Consider the following 19,064-nt stretch of genomic DNA (forward strand, 5'->3'; position numbering starts at 1 on the left):
AGCAAACCCATGGACTACAACAAGACCATCAATCTCCCCAAGACTGACTTCCCCATGCGGGCCGGTCTGCCCAACCGGGAGCCCGGGATGCTCCAGCGCTGGAACGACATGGACCTGTACCACGAGCTGCTGAAGAAGAATGAGGGCAAACCCCGCTTCGCCCTCCATGACGGCCCTCCCTTCTCCAACGGCAATCTGCACATGGGCCACGCCCTGAACAAGTCCATCAAGGACTTCATCACCCGCATGTACGCCATGCGGGGCCGCTATACCCCCTACATCCCCGGCTGGGATAACCACGGCATGCCCATCGAGTCCGCCATCATCAAGGAGCAGAAGCTCAACCGCAAGAAGATGAGCGTGGCAGAGTTCCGCACCGCCTGCCACAACTACGCCCAGAAATACATCGACATCCAGATGGAGGGCTTCAAGCGCATGGGTGTGCTGGGGGACTGGGAGCACCCCTATAAGACTATGGACCCCGGCTTTGAGGCGGAGGAGGTCAAGGTCTTCGGCTCCATGTACCGCAAGGGCTACATCTACAAGGGGCTTAAGCCCGTGTACTGGTGCCCCCACGACGAGACCGCCCTGGCCGAGGCGGAGATCGAGTACCAGGACGACCCCTGCACCACTGTCTATGTGAAGTTCCGGGTAAAGGACGATCTGGGCCGTCTGAGCCAATATGGCGACCTGTCCAACATGTACTTCGTCATCTGGACCACTACCATTTGGACCCTGCCCGGCAACCTGGCGATCGCCGTTCACCCCCGGGAGAGCTATGTGCTGGTCAAGGCGGACAATGGAGAGCTCTACATTGTGGCCGAGGCCCTGTGCGCCAAGGTGATGCAGGCGGGCGGCTTTGACCACTATGAGATCGTTAAGCAGTTCCGCGGCCAGGACTTCGAGTATATGAAGGCCCAGCACCCCTTCCTGGATAAGGAATCCCTGCTGTGCTGCGCCGAGTATGTCACCATGGATTCCGGCACCGGCTGCGTCCACACCGCCCCCGGCTTCGGCGCCGATGACTACGAGACCTGCAAGCGCTACAAGGTGGAGCTGGTGGTCCCTGTGGATGACCAGGGCCGCCACACTGACTACGCGGGCAAGTACGCCGGCCTGAAGACGGAGGAGTCCAACCCGGTCATCCTTACCGACCTGAAGGAGAGCGGAGCCCTCTTCGCCAGTGAGGAGATCGTTCACTCCTATCCCCACTGCTGGCGCTGCAAAAAACCCATCATCTTCCGGGCCACCCCCCAGTGGTTCTGTTCCGTGGACTCCTTCAAGGACGAGGCGGTGGCCGCCTGCGACGATGTTCGGTGGCTCCCTGCCTGGGGCAAGGACCGGATGATCTCCATGATCCGGGAGCGGGCCGACTGGTGCATCAGCCGCCAGCGCCGCTGGGGCCTGCCCATCCCGGTGTTCTACTGTGCCGACTGCGGCAAGCCCATCGTCACCGACGAGACCATTGAGGCTGTGAGCAGGCTCTTCGGTGAGAAGGGCTCCAACGCCTGGTATGAGATGGAGGCCAAGGATATCCTGCCAGAGGACTTCGCCTGCCCCCACTGCGGCTCAAGGACGGGCTTCACCAAGGAGGAGGACACCCTGGACGGCTGGTTCGACTCCGGCTCCACCCACTTCGCCTCCATGCAGAAGGACCAGAATTTCTGGCCCGCCGACATGTATATGGAGGGTCTGGACCAGTACCGCGGCTGGTTCCAGTCCTCCCTGCTCACCGCCGTGGGCGCGCTGGGCAAGGGGGCTCCCTTCCAGGAGTGCGTCACCCACGGCTGGACCGTGGACGGCGAGGGCAAGGCTATGCACAAGTCCCTGGGCAACGGCGTAGACCCCGCGGAGATCTTTAAGAAGTATGGTGCCGACCTGCTCCGGCTGTGGGCGGGTTCTGCCGACTACCATGTGGACGTGCGCTGTTCGGACAACATCTTTAAGCAGCTCAGCCAGAACTATCTGAAGTTCCGCAATACCGCCCGGTACTGCCTGGGCAACCTGGACGGCTTTGACCCCGATCACCTGGTGTCCCCGGAGGAGATGCTGGAGCTGGACCGCTGGGCGGTGACCAAGCTCAACGAGCTGATCCGAAAGTGCTTTGCCGCCTACGACAACTACGAGTTCCATGTGGTCTCCCACGCCATCAACGACTTCTGTGTGGTGGAGCTCAGCTCCTTCTATCTGGACATCATCAAGGACCGTCTGTACTGTGAGGGAGTGGACAGCCTGGAGCGCCGCTCCGCTCAGACCGCTCTGTGGATGATCCTGGACACCATTACTAAGCTGTTCGCCCCCATCCTGGCCTTCACCTGCGACGAGATCTGGCAGGCCATGCCTCACCGGGAGGGTGACGACCCCCGCAATGTGGTCCTCAATGAGATGAACCAGCCCTTCCAGGACTACGACATGGGCGCGTTGGTCTCCTGGACTGCTCTGATCCAGCTGCGGGACGGGGTGAATGCCGCCCTGGAGGCCGCGCGGAACGAGAAGAAGATCGGCAAGAGCCTGGAGGCCCACATCACTCTGGTGCGGGCCCAGGACCAGGCGGACAACCTGACCGCCCTTCAGGAGAAGTTCCAGGACCAGTGGGCCGACCTGTTCATCGTTTCCGACGTGGAGGTGTCGGACGACCCGGCTCTGTACGCCCAGGGGAGCGACACCCCCATCGCCGGTGTGCGGGTACTGGTGAGCGAGGCCAATGGAGACAAGTGCGAGCGCTGCTGGAAGCACCACCCCCTGGTGGGCGCCAATGCGGCCCATCCCACCCTGTGCCCCCGGTGTGCCAAGGTGGTCCAGGCCATCCATCTGTGATCGGGTCCTCCTTTCCTTCTGACTAACGATCAGAAGTCCCGCCGCTCAGGCTCCTGAGCGGCGGGACTTTTCTTATTCCCCCGTTATTCCGCATGTACAAAGGGGCATGAAAAGGCTCCGGCACAGCCTTTCCTGTGCCGGAGCCCAAATGGTTTCTGGTCGTTCAGCTGAGATAGGACAGGGGATTCACCGAGGTGCCGTTCACCCGCACCTCAAAGTGGCAGTGGGTGCCGGTGGACCGGCCGGTGCTGCCCGCCTTGGCGATCTGCTGTCCCTTGTACACCTTCTGTCCTGCGGACACCAACAGGGAAGAGTTATGGCCGTAATAGGTCTGGGTGCCGTTGTCGTGGGTGATGATGACCAGATAGCCATAGCTCCCCTTGTAGCCGGCGAAGGTGACGGTGCCGCCGTCTGCCGCCTTGATGGCCGCACCGTAGGAGGCGGAGATATCGATGCCGGAGTGGTAGCTGTAACTGCCGAAAATATTCCGCCCGCCAAAGTAGGAGGTGATCCGCCCCCGGATGGGCCAGGAGTAGCTTCCAGTGGAGGCTGTCTTAGGCTTCTCCTTGGTCCCCACCGCCTTGACTGTTGTGGTGGGCTCGCGCAGGGTGGTGGAGGACAGGATCTCCCGCTGGGTCTCGCTCCCGTTCACATAGGTCACCTGGGCGTGGACCTGGGCCTCGCCCTCTGTACCCTGGGTCAGGATCTTCGAGTCCCCCACATACATGCTGGAGTCCTTCACCTCCTCCACCGGGCATGCGATGGGCTCGGTATAGGTCACGTCGTCCACCGTAGTCACCGACAGCAGAGGGATCTGCTCCTTCACATTGAGCACGTCCCCGATCATCAGTCGGTTGATATCGATGCCCGGATTCAGCGCCTTCAGGTCGCTGACAGACATGTCGTTGGCATAGGCGATGGCGTTGAAGGTGTCTCCCTTCACCACCGTGTAGGTGGTGTCGCCAGTGGTGTTGGCCATCAGGGCGGTCTGGAGCTCCTCGGCGGTCATCTGCCCCTCCTCCGAGTAGACATCCTCCACCTGGATGTCATCCACAAATTCAGCGGAGATGGTGTTCTCATTCACATACTGGCCCTTCAGCTGGTCCAGCACGGACTCCAGGGCTCCCATCTCCTCCACGGAGCCCACCGTCACGCCGTTGACGCTGACCTGATAGCGGCGCAGGCCATCGGCTACCTGGCTGAGCTGCTCCAGGAAGTAGTTCTCCACCTGGTCGGGCTGGGTCAGCTCAGACCGCAGGGAAAGGGTGAAATCATAACCGATCTGCCCCTCCACCTGGTAGTCGTGTCCCAGGATCTCCGTGCCTCGGCGCTCCACCTGAGCCACCGCGTCGGCTACCACAGCCTGGTCGCTCACCACACCCAGAGTATCCCCGTCCACCGTGACAGTGTAGGCCGGGGCGTATAGGGTGGAGACAGTCAGCGCCAGTCCCAGCGCTCCGGACACCGCCAGAAAGGTGACCGGACCGGTGGCGCGGTTCCCCCCCGCCAGGTCATGGACCGTGTGGATCACACGGCGGCCATGGAACCGGGCCCACTGATAAAAATGCTTCCAATCTGTGACCACCCGGCGCGCCAGCAGCCCCAGCTGCTCCTGAGCTGACAGCTCCCGGCCGTCACTCTGCCGGGGCCGGCGGCCGGCGGGCTTGTGCAAAACCTCGTCCATGAATCATGACCTCTTCCAGATCAAATTTCCCGCTGCCCCAAAAGTGACAGAACGGAAAAGAAAATGTTACAATTTGGTTACAAACGTACTATACACGCAATCCCGCTTTACGTCAACCCCTTTTTCTCCTCTCCAAATGTAAATTTTTTATTTCTTTTTCTCGTCTTTTTCCGGTTTTTTCACGATATCTTGTGGCCCCTGTCCCGTCCTCCCCACTCTGTCCGTGGGCTCCCCTGTGCCCCCCGTTTTCCCGCCTCAAATTTTTGGCGAAATCACAATATCCTCTCCTATTTTTCCGCTTCTCCGTGTCAAATCGGGGATCCAAATAGATCCTCTTCTGTTTTTCCGCAAAAAATGTTGCGTTTCTCGAAAGGGCGCTGTATAATATTACGTCAACACGAACACCTCCCCTTTGGGGAGCGCTTCCCGCTGATCTGCGGCGATCCGCCATTTGAGCCTCCTCTCCGGCGTCTCATATGGTTTTGTATCTTTAAATGAGAAGCGGCCGCAAAGCGCGAAAAACAGAGACGTGCCGCCATGATCGCCCACGCCGGCCACGGTATGGCCGCCCCGCGGGCCTGATGCCCCGCAGGGACCCCAGATATTTAAATGCTTGGCGGAAATAAATTCCGCCTGCGTCAAGCTTTTTCTTCCGGACAAAAGCTTGTACGCGCCATTCGGCGCGCCCCATCGGCGATGGGGCCCCGAGTGGTCTTGCCATATTGCTGGTAGGAGGAAAAATGATGAAGAACGAAAAACTGAGAAATATTGCCATAATTGCCCACGTTGACCATGGCAAGACCACTCTGGTGGATGAGATGCTCAAGCAGTCCGGCGTGTACCGGGAAAATCAGGCCGTGGTGGAGCGCGTTATGGACTCCAACGACCTGGAGCGCGAGCGGGGCATCACCATCCTGGCCAAGAACACCGCCATTCAGTATCAGGATGTGAAGATCAACGTCGTGGATACTCCGGGACACGCCGACTTCGGCGGCGAGGTGGAGCGCATCCTGAAGATGGTCAACGGCGTCATCCTGCTGGTGGACGCCGCGGAGGGCCCCATGCCTCAGACCCGCTTCGTGCTGTCCAAGGCCCTGGAGCTGGGCCACCGGGTCATCGTGGTAGTAAATAAGATCGACCGCCCCGACCAGCGGGTGTACGAGGTCATCGACGAGGTGCTGGAGCTGCTGCTGGACCTGGATGCCACCCCGGAGCAGCTGGACTCCCCCATGCTGTTCTGCTCTGGCCGTCAGGGCACGGCCTCTGTCCAGCCCGATGTGGCGGGCAGCGACCTGAAGCCCCTGTTCGACACCATTCTGGAGTATATCCCCGCCCCCGACGCGGACGTGGACGCCCCTTTCCAGATTCTGGTCTCCTCCATCGACTACAACGAGTTCGTGGGCCGCATCGCCATCGGCCGCATCGAGCGGGGCGCCATCAAGCAGAACCAGGAGATCGCGGTGTGCAACTACCACGACCCCGACGCCGCCCCCAAGAAGGCCAAGGCCACCGCGCTGTATGAGTTCGACGGCCTGGGCAAGGTCCCCGTCACCGAATCCACCGCCGGCAACATCATCGCCATGAGCGGCATCGGCGACGTGACCATCGGGGACACCATCTGCGCCCCCGACGCGGTGGAGCCCATCGAGTTCGTGAAGATCTCCGCCCCCACCATTGAAATGACCTTCTCCGTCAACGACTCCCCCTTTGCCGGACGGGAGGGCAAATTCGTCACCTCCCGCCAGCTGCGGGAGCGGCTGATCCGGGAGACCATGAAGGACGTCTCCCTCCGGGTGACCGAGACCGACAGCACTGATGCCTTCAACGTGGCCGGCCGGGGTGAGATGTCCCTGTCCATTCTCATCGAGACCATGCGCCGAGAGGGCTATGAGCTCCAGGTCTCTCCCCCCCGTGTTCTGTATCAGGAGATCGATGGTGTGAAGTGCGAGCCCATCGAGCGCCTGGTAGTGGATGTGCCCTCTGACTGTGTGGGTGCGGTGATGGAGAAGATCGGCTCCCGCAAGGGCGACCTGGTGGAGATGACCCCCGTGGGCGACCGGATGAAGGTGGAGTTCCTGGTCCCCGCCCGGGGCCTGTTCGGCTACCGCAACGAGTTCCTTACCGACACCAAGGGCGAGGGCATCATGGCCTCCGTCTTTGACAGTTACGCCCCCATGAAGGGGGAGATCCAGCGCCGGAACACCGGCTCCCTGGTGGCTTTCGAGACCGGCGAGGCAGTGACCTACGGCCTGTTCAACGCCCAGGAGCGGGGCGTGCTGTTCATCGGCGCCGGCACCCCGGTGTACGCCGGCATGGTCGTGGGTGAGACCCCCAAGGCAGAGGACATCTCCGTCAACGTGTGCAAGAAAAAGCAGCTGACCAATATGCGGGCCTCCGGCTCTGACGACGCCCTGCGCCTCATCCCGCCCCGCCAGATGTCTCTGGAGCAGTGCCTGGAGTTCCTGGCTGACGACGAGCTGCTGGAGTGCACCCCGGAGAACCTCCGGCTGCGCAAGCGCATCCTGGACCACGGCGACCGGATGAAGGCCCTGAAGGGCGGCCAGAAGTGATCCCCCTTCCACGCCAGAACACCCAAAGCGAACAAACGGCCCCTCCCCCGGCCTGACCGGCGGCTGGGGCCGCTTTTTCATCCCCCGAAAGGAGGCCTCTCCATGACCACCCGCCGGCGGCGCTGGGACGTGCTGCTCTCCGCCGCCCTGTTCCTGCTCCTCGCCCTCCTCTTCGTCCCTGAGTGCGACGACTGCTACTTCATCTACTGGGACTTCGCCTCCTGGAAGGACTTCCTGCTGGTCCGCCCCATCCCCCAGGAGGGCGTGGTGCTGGGCGTCCCATCCAACGGCCGGTATCTGGGCAACCTGCTGGGGCTGATCCTGGGCAAGCTGGCGTTTTCCCCCCTCTGGCCCCTCCGGGTGCTGATCCTGGGGGGCGGGATGCTGGGACTCACCCTGCTCCTCTCCCGCTTCTTCCAGGGCGGGCCGGCAGGCGGCCGGGAATCCTTTGCCCTGGCCCTCTTCCTGGTGGTATGGGCCCCCTGGGGCATCTGGCAGCAGGTGTACAGCTGGTCTGCGGCCTGGGCCAACTATCTGGCCCCCACCCTGCTCCTGCTCCCCCTGCTTCTCCTGCTCCGCCAGGGGCGGCCGGACCGCTGGCCCCTCGTCCTGCTCCTCTCCCTGTCCATCGGTCTGTTCACCGAGCACAATACCGCCTATCTGGTCCTCCTCTCCTCCGCTATGGCTCTGGCCGGACTGGTCCCCGCCCTCCGGGGCCTCCTGCCCGCCCCGTCTCTCCGGGCCGCCCTGCTGGCAGGCAGCTGGGCCGGGCTGGCCCTGAGCATGACCAACTCCGTCTTCGCTCAGGTGGACAGCGGCCTGCGGGGGGTGGGGCTGGATCTGGCCCGGGACAACCTGCCTGTCATCTTTACCGAGGTCCTCCTCCGCCCCATTCCCCTCTGCCTGACCATCAGCCTCCTGCTGCTGTGGCTGGTACGGCGGCAGGGCTGCCCCCGCTGGAGGCTGTGGGCCTGCCTCCTCCTCCCCCTCCACCTCTACATCGGCTATGACCGCCTTCTGGTCGTGCTGAAGCGGCGGGACCTGTACCGGGAGGAATGTCTTTGGCTGGGCCTGGCTCTGGCCCTGCTCTGGCTGATCCTGGCGGCCGAGTGGCGGGGCGGCGCGGACAGGCGGGAGCTCTGGTTCTGGGTGGCCTCCCTGCTGGTGGTCACCGGCCCCATGCTGGTGGTCTCCCCGGTGAACGCCCGGATGTTCTTCTCCAGCTACCTGTTTCTGTGCCTGGCCGCGTCAGTGCTCTTCCGACGTGCCCGGGCAGAGGGCCTGCGGCCCCTCACCCGCCTGAATCGGGCGGCTGCCGCCGCTGGGGTCCTGCTGGTGGCAGTGTATGCCTGCAACGCTGCCGTCTGGGTCCATCGGCTGGACACCGCCCGCGCCCAGGCTGACGGAGGCGCCAGCCAGATCACCCTGCCCCTGGTCCCCTTTCCCCAGTTCACCGCCAATGAGATGGCAGGCAAGGGAGACATCGTCTATCTGGTCTACCACCAGCAGCCTTGGGACATCTCATTTACCTTTGTGCCCTATGAGGACTGGGCGGAGGGGTGAGCTTTTCTCTCCTATTTGTATTTTTTCGACATGTCACAACAGAAAGGACTGATCGTTTGAAGCGGCACACCGTCCCCTGGCGGAAGCTGGCTGTCCTTATCCCTGCCGCCCTTCTGGGGGCCGCAGGGGGCTACTTCTTCATGTGGGCTCTGGACCCCTATGGAATGACTGTCCTGCTGCCCTCCCTGGCCTGCCTGATCCTCTCCTTCTGGCTCCAGGCCATCCTGCACGAGGGCGGTCACCTGGTCTGCGGCCTGCTCTCCGGCTACCGCTTCCTCTCCTTCCGGGTGGGCTCTTTCACCCTGCTCCGCCAGAATGGCCGCCTGGTCCTGCGCCGCTTCTACCTCCCCGGCACTGGCGGCCAGTGCCTGCTGGAGCCCCCAGACGGGGACGAGGTCCCCTTCCGGCTTTATAATCTTGGGGGCGGCTTGGCCAATCTGCTTTCCGCCCTGGCGGCGGCCCTGACCGCCTTTCTCCTCCCCTTTCCCTGGCCGGTCTTCCTGCTGATCTTTGCAGCTGCCGGCCTGTTTCTGGGGGCCGTCAACCTCATCCCTCTCTCCATGGACGGGGTAGCCAACGACGGCTTCAACCTGCACCTGCTCTCCCGCAGCCCCCAGGCCCGCCGGACCTTCGCCCTCCAGCTGCGGTGCCACGCCCTCCTCCAGCGGGGCATCCCCCTCCGGGACCAGCCCGCCCGCTGGTTCCAGCTCCCCCAGGACCTGGAGCCCCAGGACCCCTTTACCGCCGCCGCCCTATCCTTCCTCCCCAGCCGGCTCATGGACCAGGGGGACCTGTCCGGGGCGGAAGCCGCTTTCCGAACCCTGCTGGACGTCCCCTCTGGCCTGCTGGACATCCAGCGGTGGGACCTGACGGTGGATCTGCTCTCCTGCTCCCTGCTCCTGGGCCGCTCCCAGGAGGAGCTGGCCCCCCTCCGCACCCCTGCCCTTCTCCATTACTGCAAGGCTACCCGGAAGTTCACCCCCTCCACCAGCCGCATGGAGTTCCTCTGGGCTCTGCTGGCCCAGCGGGACCCGGAGGCCGCCCTGCTGTCCTGGCGTCAGTTCCAGCGCTGTGCGCCCCGCTGGCCCTATCCCGCCACCCTGGACACGGACCGCCGCCTGATGGAGCTTGGTCTCCAGCGCGCCCAGGGGCAGGGGTTTCCCCTGCCTCCCCTCTGACCACCCCAACTTTTTCGGAATATTTCTTCCATTTTCGTTCTGTTTATGTCTTTTTTTGCAATATCTTGTGAACACTTTATGAATTTTAGCACTCTCTGCTTGACAGTGCTAATTTCAGTGCTATACTAAGGGCGTACCAAGAAAGAGGGGGACCTGAGAGGTCCCCCGGCAGGCACGAAATAAGGATCGCGAATGGAGGAATGACTTATGTTGCCTAGCATTTTTGGTGAGAACCTGTTGGATGAATTCTTTGATGAGCCTTGGGAGAAGAGCCTGTTCGGCGCCCGGAATCCCCTATACGGCAAGCACGCCAAGAATCTGATGAAGACCGACGTGAAGGAGACCGGGGACCACTACGAGGTGGATATCGACCTGCCCGGCTTCCAGAAGGATGAGATCAGCGTGGAGCTGCAAAACGGCTATCTGACCATTCAGGCCGCCAAGGGCTTGGACCGGGACCAGAAGGACCAGGAGGGCCGCTACATCCGCCAGGAGCGGTACAGCGGCACTTGCAGCCGCAGCTTCTATGTGGGCGATGTGCAGCCCGAGGAGATCAATGCCAAATATGACAGCGGCATCCTGATGCTGACCCTGCCCAAGAAGGACCAGCAGACCCTGCCCACTCAAAACCGCATTGCCATTGAATAAGTTCTCTCCGAAATGCCCCCGCTGTGTACACAGCGGGGGCATTTTTTTGCTCTGGCACCAAGCTTCTCTTTTCTGTACGGGGCAGCGGGCAGTTCAAGCCAAATATTCCTGCCTTTCAAATTTGCTGATGGTCCTCTTTTTTGTATCGCGAGACAGATATGAAACACTTTTGAGACAGCATCATTTCTAAAAACCCCCCTTTTTTCTGCCGTTTCCCCGTAATTTTTAATAAAATTAAGTTGGCACAGAACTTGCTTGTATTAATCTATGGAATTCCAAAACAAACTATAAAATGGGAGGAAATTTGAATGAGTAATGCTGTTCCGCAGAAGAAGACCTTCTTCCAGATCGCCAACAAGAACTTTATTATGCTCTTTGTGGCGTACACGGTCATCTGCATCACCCACTCTATGACCAACTCTGTCACCAGCGCAGGCTGGCGGCTGGCCGGCATGGACCTGACCACTATTGGCCTCATTGCCAGCGCCATGAGCTGGGCCGCCTTCATCATCCGCCCCTTCTCTGCCCCTATTACCGACCGCGGCAACAAAAAGCTGATCTACATCGCTGCAGTGGGGGCCCTGACCCTGGCTGTGTTCATGTATTCGCTGAGCATGGACAACTCCGCCTTTGCAGTGCCGGCCAAAATTATCCACGGCGTATCCTGGACTTTTATCTCCACTATTACCGCCGTCATCGTCAGTGAGTATGTTCCCCGGGAGGATCTGGGGACCGCCATGGGATTTTTCATGATTTCCCAGATGATCGCTTCTGCGGTCTCCCAGCCTGTGGCCTTTGCCCTGGCCGAGTACATGGGCTATGCCTCCATGCTGCTGGTCTTTACCGCCATCTCCGCCTTCGGTCTGGTGCTGGTGTGCTTCACCGCCCCCACCAAGGTCCCAGCGCGCCTGCCCGGCCAGTCCATGTTCGGCGGCCTGAAGCTGAACAACCTGTTTGCCAAGGAAGCCATCTCCCCCATGATCATCAATGTGGCCTTTCAGGGCACCCGGACCGGTATCACCGTCTTTATGGCTGCCTTTGCCCTGGAGGAGCTGGGGATCGCCAATATCGGCGTGTTTGCCACCGCCGCCTCTCTCATGGGCTGGGTCGCCCGCCCCGCCCTCGGCATTCTCCTCGACAAGAAGGGACCCATTGCCACCCTGATCCCCGCAGGCCTGTTCTTCTCTGCAGGCCTCCTGTGTCTCGCCTTTGCCCAGGATCTGACCTGGTTCATTATCTCCGGTATCCTGATCGGAATCGGCCAGAATGGCATTTCTCCCGTACTGATGACCATCTCTATGCGCACCGTTCCTGCGGAGCGGAAGGCCGCTGCAAATTCCACCAACTACCTGGGCATGGACATCGGTTCTGCACTGGCCTCCACGGTGGGCGGCGTGCTGTGCGCTGTGTTCGGTTACCGTGTGGGCTTTGCCGCCTTTGTCGTCCCTGTGGTCCTGGCCGTTGCCCTGGCTGTGGTAATTTTGTCCAGATTGGAAAAGCAGGAAAGGACTGCCTGACTGTTTCGCTCCCCCGCATTTCGGTCAGGGCTGTGGTATAATCGTTATATTTCACCCACGGGCTTGGGGGCGGCTCAGCTGCGTGTGTCCTCCCCCTCCCGGAGCAACGCCGAAACGAATAAAGGAGCGATGGGATATGCACTCAGACATTACGTTCATTGCCTCGGACCTGCTGGCCGCCGAAAAGGTCCAGAATATTTTGCGGGAATCCCCTGCCAACTGCCAGGTGGTCCTCTCCAATACCCAGGATCTTGAGGAGGTATCCCGCAGCCAAGTAGCCCAGGGCGCCAAAGTTCTGATCGCCTTCGGCATGTTTGCAAAAATCGTGCGCCAGAGTGTGGATGTCCCCGTAATTATGGTGGATCTGCAGGCGGAGGACGTTATGGACGCTCTGCTGGAGGCATCTAAGCTGGGAAAGCGCATCGCTATCTTTGGCTTCCGCCGAGTTCTGAAGGATGTGTTTTATGTCCGGGACCTGCTCTCCATTGATCTGGTATGGCTTCCTACTGTGTCCCCGGAAAAGATCCCCCATGAGCTGGAGAAGGTCCAGGACATCGATGTACTGGTGGGGGGCTACTATCAGGCCAGGATCGCCAAGCAGTACGGGATCCCGACTGTACTCATCAAGACCCGGGATTCCGAGATCCGAAAGGCCATCTCTCTGGCCCAGTCCTATCTGGAAAAGCGGCAGGATGAATCCGAGACCGGGACCCCCATGATGGAGTCCTCTATCTATGCCGCCATTACGGTGGACTGCCTGGGTGAGATCCTGATGATGAATCGGCTGGCCAGCGAATATCTGAAGCTGGACCAGCTCAATGCAGTCGCCTTTTCTGTGGATGACGTCTGTCCCCAGTTCAGCCGCATCGCTGACGTCATCTCTACTCGCCGTCCCTATCTTAATCAAATCGCCAAGCTGGAAGACCGAATCTTTCTCTACCATGCGGAGCCCATCCTGCGGAAGCGGGACGGCACGCTGGAGGGTGTGTCGGTCATCTTTCAGGACGTAAATACGGTCATGAGCTCCGAGGTCAGTATCCGCCGTACGCTCACCACCAAGGAAAATCAGGCTGTCTATTCCTTTGACCACATTCTGGGGAACAGCCCCTGCATGACGCAGGCGCTCAGGCTGGCCCTGCGCTACTCCAAGGTGGACGAGACTGTGCTCATCCAGGGGGAGACGGGTGTAGGCAAGGAAATGTTTGCTCAGGGAATTCATCGGGCCAGCCGCCGGCGGGACATGCCATTTGTGGCTGTCAACTGCGCCTCCCTCCCAGAAAGCATTCTGGAAAGTGAGTTGTTCGGCTATGTAAAGGGAGCCTTTACCGGAGCCAGCCGGGACGGCAAGCGGGGCCTGTTCGAGTGTGCTCATACCGGAACTATTTTTCTGGATGAGATCGGTGAGATCTCTCCCTCCATGCAGGGCAAGCTGCTGCGTGTCCTGCAGGAGCACAGCATCCGCCGTATTGGTGCTGAGACTCCCATTCCCATTGACATCCGCATTATTGTTGCCACCAACCGTGATTTGGTCTCTATGGTCCGGGAGGGCACCTTCCGGGCAGATCTGTACTTCCGCATCAATGTGCTGGGACTGTGTATCCCGCCTCTGCGCCAGCGCCAGGGGGACATTATCCTGCTGGCCGACGCCTTTCTCTCCGAGACCTCGGAGCGGGCGGGACGCTATCTCCGCTTCAGCAGCCAAGCCAAAGCCGCCATGCTCCGTTATGACTGGCCCGGAAACATCCGGGAACTCCAGAACATGGTGCGCCGGGTCAGCGTCATCAGCGACTCCGATGAGATCGGTCCGGAGCTGGTGGAGACCTATATTCAGGAAAACAGGGGGCTTTCCGCCGCCGGTGGGAGCCTCCGCAGCCGCTATACGCTGGAGGAAGCCCTGGCCCTCAGCGGCGGCAACAAGCTCCGGGCCGCCGAACTGCTGGGCATCAGCCGCGCCACCTTGTATCGGATGCTGGAGCGAAAGGGGATGTAAGCTTGCTCAATACGATCCTGTTTTTTGTTTTTATCGTGCTTGCCCTAATCCTGGGGACCAGGCTGAACATCAACATTGGCCTGATCTCGCTCAGCTTTGCCTTTCTGCTGGGCACCACAGCAGGCGGTCTGACCCCCGGCGGCGTGGTCGCCCTCTTTCCAGTGCCCCTGTTTTTTAACTTTATGGTGGCCACATTTCTCTTCGGCTTTGCCCAGGAAAACGGGACACTGAAAAAAGTGGCGGAACATCTGCTCTACTCCTGTCGGGGGGCAGGCTGGCTTCTGGGTCTGTTGTTTTTCGGCGTGTCCGCCATTGTGGCCGGTCTGGGTGCTGGTGGGGCCGCTCCCTTCTTCATGTCTGCCATCTGCTTCAGTTTGGCTCTCCAGGCGGGCATCGATCCGCTCCTGGTATCCGTGGCGCTCTGGACCTCCTCCATGGTGGGTGGCAGCATGCCCTGGACCTCCGGGTATGCTACCAATGTGGGACAGCTGGAGATCTACTTCGATCTCTCCACTTCCTCGGGATATGTGGTGGACTTCTTTACCTTCCGCGGAATATTTTACACCATTCTGTATGTGGCAATGTTTGTTCTCCTGAGGGGCTGGCGGGTCAGATCCTCGGCGGTCTCTCTCACCAGACCGGCCCCGTTTGATACTGGGCAGCGGCAGACTCTCTTTATCATCCTCGGCATCATCGCTATGATCGTGGTGCCTGCCGCAGTCCAGCTGCTGTTCCCCAATCCTGTGACCCAGTGGATCAGCACCTACTGCAGCTTTCAGTTTCTTGCGGTCATCGGCATCACGCTGAACGTGCTTCTGAAAACTGCGGATTATCACCGCGTAGTTCAGACGCGCATCCCCTGGGACACCCTGCTGATGCTCTCCCTGACCGGCATGTACATGGCCCTGGCCAACTCCATGGGGGTCGTCAGCTATCTGTCCGATCTGCTCCAGAACACCATCCCCGCCCATTGGATCCTGCCTGGGGTAGTGCTGGTCATGTGTGTGCTCAGCTTTTTCGTCTCAGGCGGCGTGGTGGTTCCCATGATGCTTCCTCTGCTTTCCGCCCTGTCCTCTGCCTCCGGTATGCCAGTGGGGACCATTTACTGCGGGATGCAGATGGGCCTGACCGCCAGCAGCATCAGCCCCTTTTCCCAGGGGGGCGCCGCCGTGCTCACCGGCTGCAGTGATGAGTCCCTCCGCCGCAGGCTGATCCGGCAGCAGACCATCCTCGCCCCCATTTTTTCCGCAGTTCTTGTTTTTGTCGCAATTCTAGGCGGCTTTCGTCTGGTCGGTTAACGACGGACAGCCGCAGAAAGGAGGGGGACCACCTTGCACTATGTCCCCTATTTGGAAGGCCGCTTCCATACCGCCTCCCCTGATTCCCAGGGCGTTCCCAGCGGTGCGATCCTGCAGTTTCTGACCGAGCTGGACCGCCTGGATGTCGATCTCCACAGTCTGTACATCTTCCGCAACGGCTTTCAACTGCTGGGTGCCAACCGCCGTCCCTATCAGGGCGACACCCCCCGGCGCATCTATTCCGCTGCCAAGGCCCTCACCGGCCTAGCTGTTCTGTTCGCCATTCAGGAAGGACTGGTCTCACTGAAGACACGCCTGACTCAGCTTTTTCCGGAAGATCTGCCCGAAACAGTCACCCCCAGGATGGAATCCATCACCGTCTACCATCTCCTGACCATGACCACCGGCCATGATCGGGACACCTTCCGACCGGTGCTCAACAGCACCAACAGCGTCCGCGCCTTTCTGGAGGAGCCTCTGGACTTTGAACCCGGCACCCATTTTCTCTACAACAACGGTGTCCCCCACATCTTGGGCCTGATCGTGAAGAAAGTCTCCGGCATCAACTATCTGGACTTCCTGCGCCCCCGCTTTCTGGAGCCCCTGGGCATCTACTGCACTGTGGAACAGACCCAGCGCGGGGAGCTGGAGGGCTCCCGCACCATGTGTACTGCGGAAGGTTTCGCCAAGCTCTCCCTGTTCTATCTTCAGGAGGGCAATTGGAATGGACAACAGCTGCTGGACGCCCGACTGGTGCGGGCAGCTGTCTCCTTCCAGGTCCCTACCCGGCGCTGCTCCTCTATCTCCTTCATGCACAGCGACCAGCTGGCAGGCTACGGCTTCCAGCTCTGGCGCAACGCCCGGGAGGGAGCCCGCCTGGACGGCGGCCGCAGTCAGTTCGGTTTTCTGTTCCCGGACAAGGAAATGGCCATCGTCTGCAACGCCATTGAGGAGGACAGCGGTCTGATCCCTGCCATCCTCTGGGATACCCTCTATTCAGCCATACAGCCCCAAGCCGTCCCCGACCATGGAGAATCCGCCCGTCTCAAGTCCTATCTGTCCCATTGGTCCTGCGCTCCGCGCACAGCGGCACAGCCCAGCTTTCTGGACGACTACTACGGCTGCGTCTATGTGCTGGAGGAGAACCCCTGGCATCTGCGCACCCTCTCTCTGTCCCTGCGGGAGGGACAGCCCCATATTTCCCTGGAAACGGATCAGGAATCCTGTACTCTTCAGGTCGGTCTCCATGGGGATTGGATCGCCAATGATGCCTTTCTTTCCATGCCCAGGGAAAACGAACGGCTGAACATGATGTTTCACACGGGTCCGGTCCGGCACTGGGTCAGCGGCGGCTGGGCCTCTGATTTCTGCTTCATCTTTCAGGTCCGCTCCACAGATTGGATGGACTACAATACATTTTACTGCCGTTTCAACGGCCAGCGTCTCAGCCTTGTTGTAGAATCCAACATGGAGCGAATGAGCCACTGCCGCCGCCGCATTCCCATGCGGCCCTGGCCCTATCCAGATCATCAAATCGAGGGAAAACGTCAATCTGCAAACTGAGGAGGAACCTTTTATGCCCATTCTGAATCTGAACCATGTTTCACTCTACTATGAAGAATTCGGTCGGGGAGACCGCTATCTCATCCAGGCGCAGCAGTTTGTCAACAGCCATATCTACTATACCAAGGATCTGGCGGACCGCTGCGGCTTTCATGCCTTCATCATCCGAATTCGGGGCTATGCCCCCTCCTCCATGGTCACAGAGGACCTGGGAGACGACTGGTATGACGTATGGGCTCAGGACGTAGTGGATTTTGCCGATGCCATGGGGATAGAAAAATTTTTTTACACCGGCCACTCCCACGGTGCCGGCATTGGCTGGCATCTGTGCATGAACCACCCGGACCGCCTGCGGGGCTTTTTTGCCAGCGGGAGTGGTCCCCATCTCAAGGACGGCAAGCCAACCGGCTCTGCCCGCATGGACACCATCAACGCAGCGAAAAGCCGGGAGACCTGGGTCCCCTATGCGGAAAAGCAGGCCTCTTACTGTGCCAAGGCGTTTGTTCCTCTGGAGTCTGACCCCGTCATCGGCGGAGAGGCCAAAAAAGCGGTAGAGCAGACTGTGGAGTTTTGGACCAACATGCCCGCCCAGTCCGCTGTTCTCAATCCCCGGAAACCCTTTGCAAAAGTTCAGACAGAGGAGGAGCTTGCCCAGGTGCTGGGCCGCATCACTGTCCCCACCATTATGATGGGCGGGACCGAGGACAACATCAGCAGCCCCGAACTGATGCTCCGCACTCTCAGGGCCCTGAAAGGCTCCAAGCTGGTACTCCACCAGGGGGTGGACCATGTTGACCTTCCCATTAAGTGCAGGGAGGACTATGTGGGGGATATTATGGCTTTCTGTCAGGAGCGGGGTCTTCTGTAATCCAGCGCTCTCTCCTGCTGGCAGGGGCGGCGTACTGCCCCCGGACACTGATACGATAAAGAGAGATGCGGCTACCGGCTTTGAAAAGGGGACGCGTCAATATCAATAAACGGTCACATGAATGTTGGTGTGAGGGACTGGACGGATGCCGTCTTTTGGGGCAAGGGCACAAAAAGACCGCGCAGGCGATACGGAACTTGCCCCGCCGTGCAAGGGCGGTTAAACCGATATTTCTGTCATAAAGGAAAAATAGCCGCCCGCAGGGCGGCACCAAACCAGCGCCCAACGAAGTGAGTCCGGTTTGGAAGCGAGAAACAGCAGAATGAGTGCGCTCTGACTTTAAAAAAGTCGGAGCAAGCGATATGGCGCTTGCTCCGACGTGGCACGCCCGAGAGGAGTCGAACCTCCGACCTACCGCTTAGGAGAAGGTCCAGCGCGGTTGTGACGGACACTCACAACACCCCGCAAACCCTTGCAAACACTCACTTTTTTCAAATCCCATCACTCACAATTTGCCACGTTTTCTTGCTAATCACGGCCATTTTTTAGGGCCGCAATTAGCAAGCAATTAGCAAGGGGATGAAAAATCGCTTGACGGTTCAGCGTTCAAAACATCTCATCTTTGCAACATCAATGGCAACCAGTTCAATTCAAATGTCGCCGGTCTTGTAGGTGTTGTAGCCCTCATAGCGGTAACTGGCATCCACGCCTTTCATATAAACCTCACGATCATTGATTTGATCGGTTAGAGCGGCCTTTAGGAGTAGCTTGATCTCGGTGTCCTTGATTGGGCTGCGCTCCATCGCCAACAGGTAGTCGTCTTTATCTACCTTGCTCCAGTCCACGACCTGACGCAGTTCTTTCTTCAAGATAGCGTCCAGCCATAAGCGGGTGCTGCGTCCGTTTCCTTCACGAAAAGGATGGGCCACGTTCATTTCAACATACTTTGCGATGATCTCATCAAACGTGGATTGCGGCATCCTGCTGATGTTTTCCAGGGCCGAGGTAAGATAGAGGACAGGGACAAAACGGAAACCGCCCTTGGCGATGTTCACTGTGCGAACCTGTCCCGCAAAGTCGTATATTTCATCAAACAGATATTTATGGATTTGGGAAAGTCCCCGGAACGTACCGACTTCAAATGTGTCCAGCAGACCCTGCTGAAACATCTCCAGTGCTTTTGTCTTGCTGATCCGTTCCTCCGCCTTTGCCAGTTCAGTGGAGTCGGTGATACCCAGCTTATTCTCCAATGCCATAAGCGACACCCCCTCGTATTAGCAACAGATTTTATGTCCATATTATACCACAAATTAGCTTTCCGGGCAATCAAAGAGCGCCGAACACAACTATGTAAAAGCGGACAGGAAT

13 protein-coding genes are annotated in these 19,064 nt (G+C 59.7%); 10 read left to right on the plus strand and 3 right to left on the minus strand.

The features are described 5' to 3' along the window. Positions 1-9: 9 nt before the first annotated feature. Positions 10-2,817, plus strand: a complete 2,808-nt coding sequence (gene ileS / locus BN1969_RS00600) for an isoleucine--tRNA ligase (protein ID WP_050622520.1) — start codon at positions 10-12, stop codon at positions 2,815-2,817. Between the two features lie 163 nt (positions 2,818-2,980). On the opposite strand, the gene BN1969_RS17410 is transcribed toward ileS, so the two are convergent. Continuing rightward, a complete protein-coding gene (locus BN1969_RS17410) occupies positions 2,981-4,501 on the minus strand; it encodes a peptidoglycan DD-metalloendopeptidase family protein (RefSeq protein WP_050622521.1) in 1,521 nt (506 codons plus the stop codon). A gap of 112 nt (positions 4,502-4,613) precedes the next feature. Further along, positions 4,614-4,952: a hypothetical protein gene (locus tag BN1969_RS17690; RefSeq protein WP_147576945.1), complete on the minus strand. Its 339-nt coding sequence runs from the start codon at positions 4,950-4,952 to the stop codon at positions 4,614-4,616. A 292-nt stretch (positions 4,953-5,244) separates the two neighbouring features. On the opposite strand from BN1969_RS17690, the gene typA reads away from it, so the two are divergent. From typA to BN1969_RS00655, 9 genes are all read left to right on the plus strand, one after another. Beyond that, positions 5,245-7,071, plus strand: coding sequence for a translational GTPase TypA (gene typA, locus BN1969_RS00615; RefSeq protein ID WP_050622523.1), 1,827 nt, complete (start codon positions 5,245-5,247; stop codon positions 7,069-7,071). Between the two features lie 102 nt (positions 7,072-7,173). Continuing rightward, positions 7,174-8,634 (plus strand): hypothetical protein, encoded by a 1,461-nt coding sequence (locus BN1969_RS00620; RefSeq protein WP_050622524.1) that lies wholly within the window; start codon positions 7,174-7,176, stop codon positions 8,632-8,634. A 56-nt stretch (positions 8,635-8,690) separates the two neighbouring features. Then, positions 8,691-9,812: a hypothetical protein gene (locus tag BN1969_RS00625; protein ID WP_050622525.1), complete on the plus strand. Its 1,122-nt coding sequence runs from the start codon at positions 8,691-8,693 to the stop codon at positions 9,810-9,812. Between the two features lie 207 nt (positions 9,813-10,019). Then, entirely contained in the window at positions 10,020-10,460 is a 441-nt protein-coding gene (locus tag BN1969_RS00630) for an Hsp20/alpha crystallin family protein (RefSeq protein ID WP_050622526.1), read from the plus strand. A 308-nt stretch (positions 10,461-10,768) separates the two neighbouring features. Continuing rightward, positions 10,769-11,977 carry an MFS transporter gene (locus tag BN1969_RS00635; RefSeq protein WP_050622527.1) on the plus strand — a complete coding sequence of 403 codons (1,209 nt, stop codon included), beginning with the start codon at positions 10,769-10,771 and terminating at the stop codon, positions 11,975-11,977. A gap of 136 nt (positions 11,978-12,113) precedes the next feature. Next, positions 12,114-13,967, plus strand: a complete 1,854-nt coding sequence (locus BN1969_RS00640; RefSeq protein WP_050622528.1) for a sigma 54-interacting transcriptional regulator — start codon at positions 12,114-12,116, stop codon at positions 13,965-13,967. Between the two features lie 2 nt (positions 13,968-13,969). Then, entirely contained in the window at positions 13,970-15,265 is a 1,296-nt protein-coding gene (locus tag BN1969_RS00645) for an SLC13 family permease (protein WP_050622529.1), read from the plus strand. Between the two features lie 33 nt (positions 15,266-15,298). Next, the gene (locus BN1969_RS00650; RefSeq protein WP_050622530.1) at positions 15,299-16,828 is read left to right on the plus strand and encodes a serine hydrolase domain-containing protein; all 1,530 of its coding nucleotides are present in this window, start codon (positions 15,299-15,301) and stop codon (positions 16,826-16,828) included. 13 nt (positions 16,829-16,841) lie between these two features. Beyond that, complete coding sequence (locus BN1969_RS00655) at positions 16,842-17,696, plus strand: alpha/beta fold hydrolase (protein WP_050622531.1); 855 nt, start codon at positions 16,842-16,844, stop codon at positions 17,694-17,696. A 650-nt stretch (positions 17,697-18,346) separates the two neighbouring features. Here BN1969_RS00655 and fic read toward each other — a convergent pair. Further along, positions 18,347-18,952 (minus strand): protein adenylyltransferase Fic, encoded by a 606-nt coding sequence (gene fic, locus BN1969_RS00660; RefSeq protein ID WP_050622532.1) that lies wholly within the window; start codon positions 18,950-18,952, stop codon positions 18,347-18,349. Between the last annotated feature and the right edge of the window lie 112 nt (positions 18,953-19,064).

The sequence above is a fragment of the Clostridium phoceensis genome (genome assembly GCF_001244495.1).
GTDB classification, from domain to species: Bacteria; Bacillota; Clostridia; order Oscillospirales; family Oscillospiraceae; genus Lawsonibacter; species Lawsonibacter asaccharolyticus.

Bases quoted from the DNA above. Each gene is read 5' to 3' on its own strand.
- BN1969_RS00635 (WP_050622527.1), top strand. From the start codon at position 10,769: ATGAGTAATGCTGTTCCGCAGAAGAAGACCTTCTTCCAGATCGCCAAC.
- BN1969_RS00655 (WP_050622531.1), top strand. From the start codon at position 16,842: ATGCCCATTCTGAATCTGAACCATGTTTCACTCTACTATGAAGAATTC.
- ileS (WP_050622520.1), top strand. From the start codon at position 10: ATGGACTACAACAAGACCATCAATCTCCCCAAGACTGACTTCCCCATG.
- BN1969_RS00620 (WP_050622524.1), top strand. From the start codon at position 7,174: ATGACCACCCGCCGGCGGCGCTGGGACGTGCTGCTCTCCGCCGCCCTG.
- BN1969_RS17410 (WP_050622521.1), bottom strand. From the start codon at position 4,501: ATGGACGAGGTTTTGCACAAGCCCGCCGGCCGCCGGCCCCGGCAGAGT.
- fic (WP_050622532.1), bottom strand. From the start codon at position 18,952: ATGGCATTGGAGAATAAGCTGGGTATCACCGACTCCACTGAACTGGCA.
- typA (WP_050622523.1), top strand. From the start codon at position 5,245: ATGAAGAACGAAAAACTGAGAAATATTGCCATAATTGCCCACGTTGAC.
- BN1969_RS00630 (WP_050622526.1), top strand. From the start codon at position 10,020: ATGTTGCCTAGCATTTTTGGTGAGAACCTGTTGGATGAATTCTTTGAT.
- BN1969_RS00640 (WP_050622528.1), top strand. From the start codon at position 12,114: ATGCACTCAGACATTACGTTCATTGCCTCGGACCTGCTGGCCGCCGAA.
- BN1969_RS17690 (WP_147576945.1), bottom strand. From the start codon at position 4,952: ATGGCGGATCGCCGCAGATCAGCGGGAAGCGCTCCCCAAAGGGGAGGT.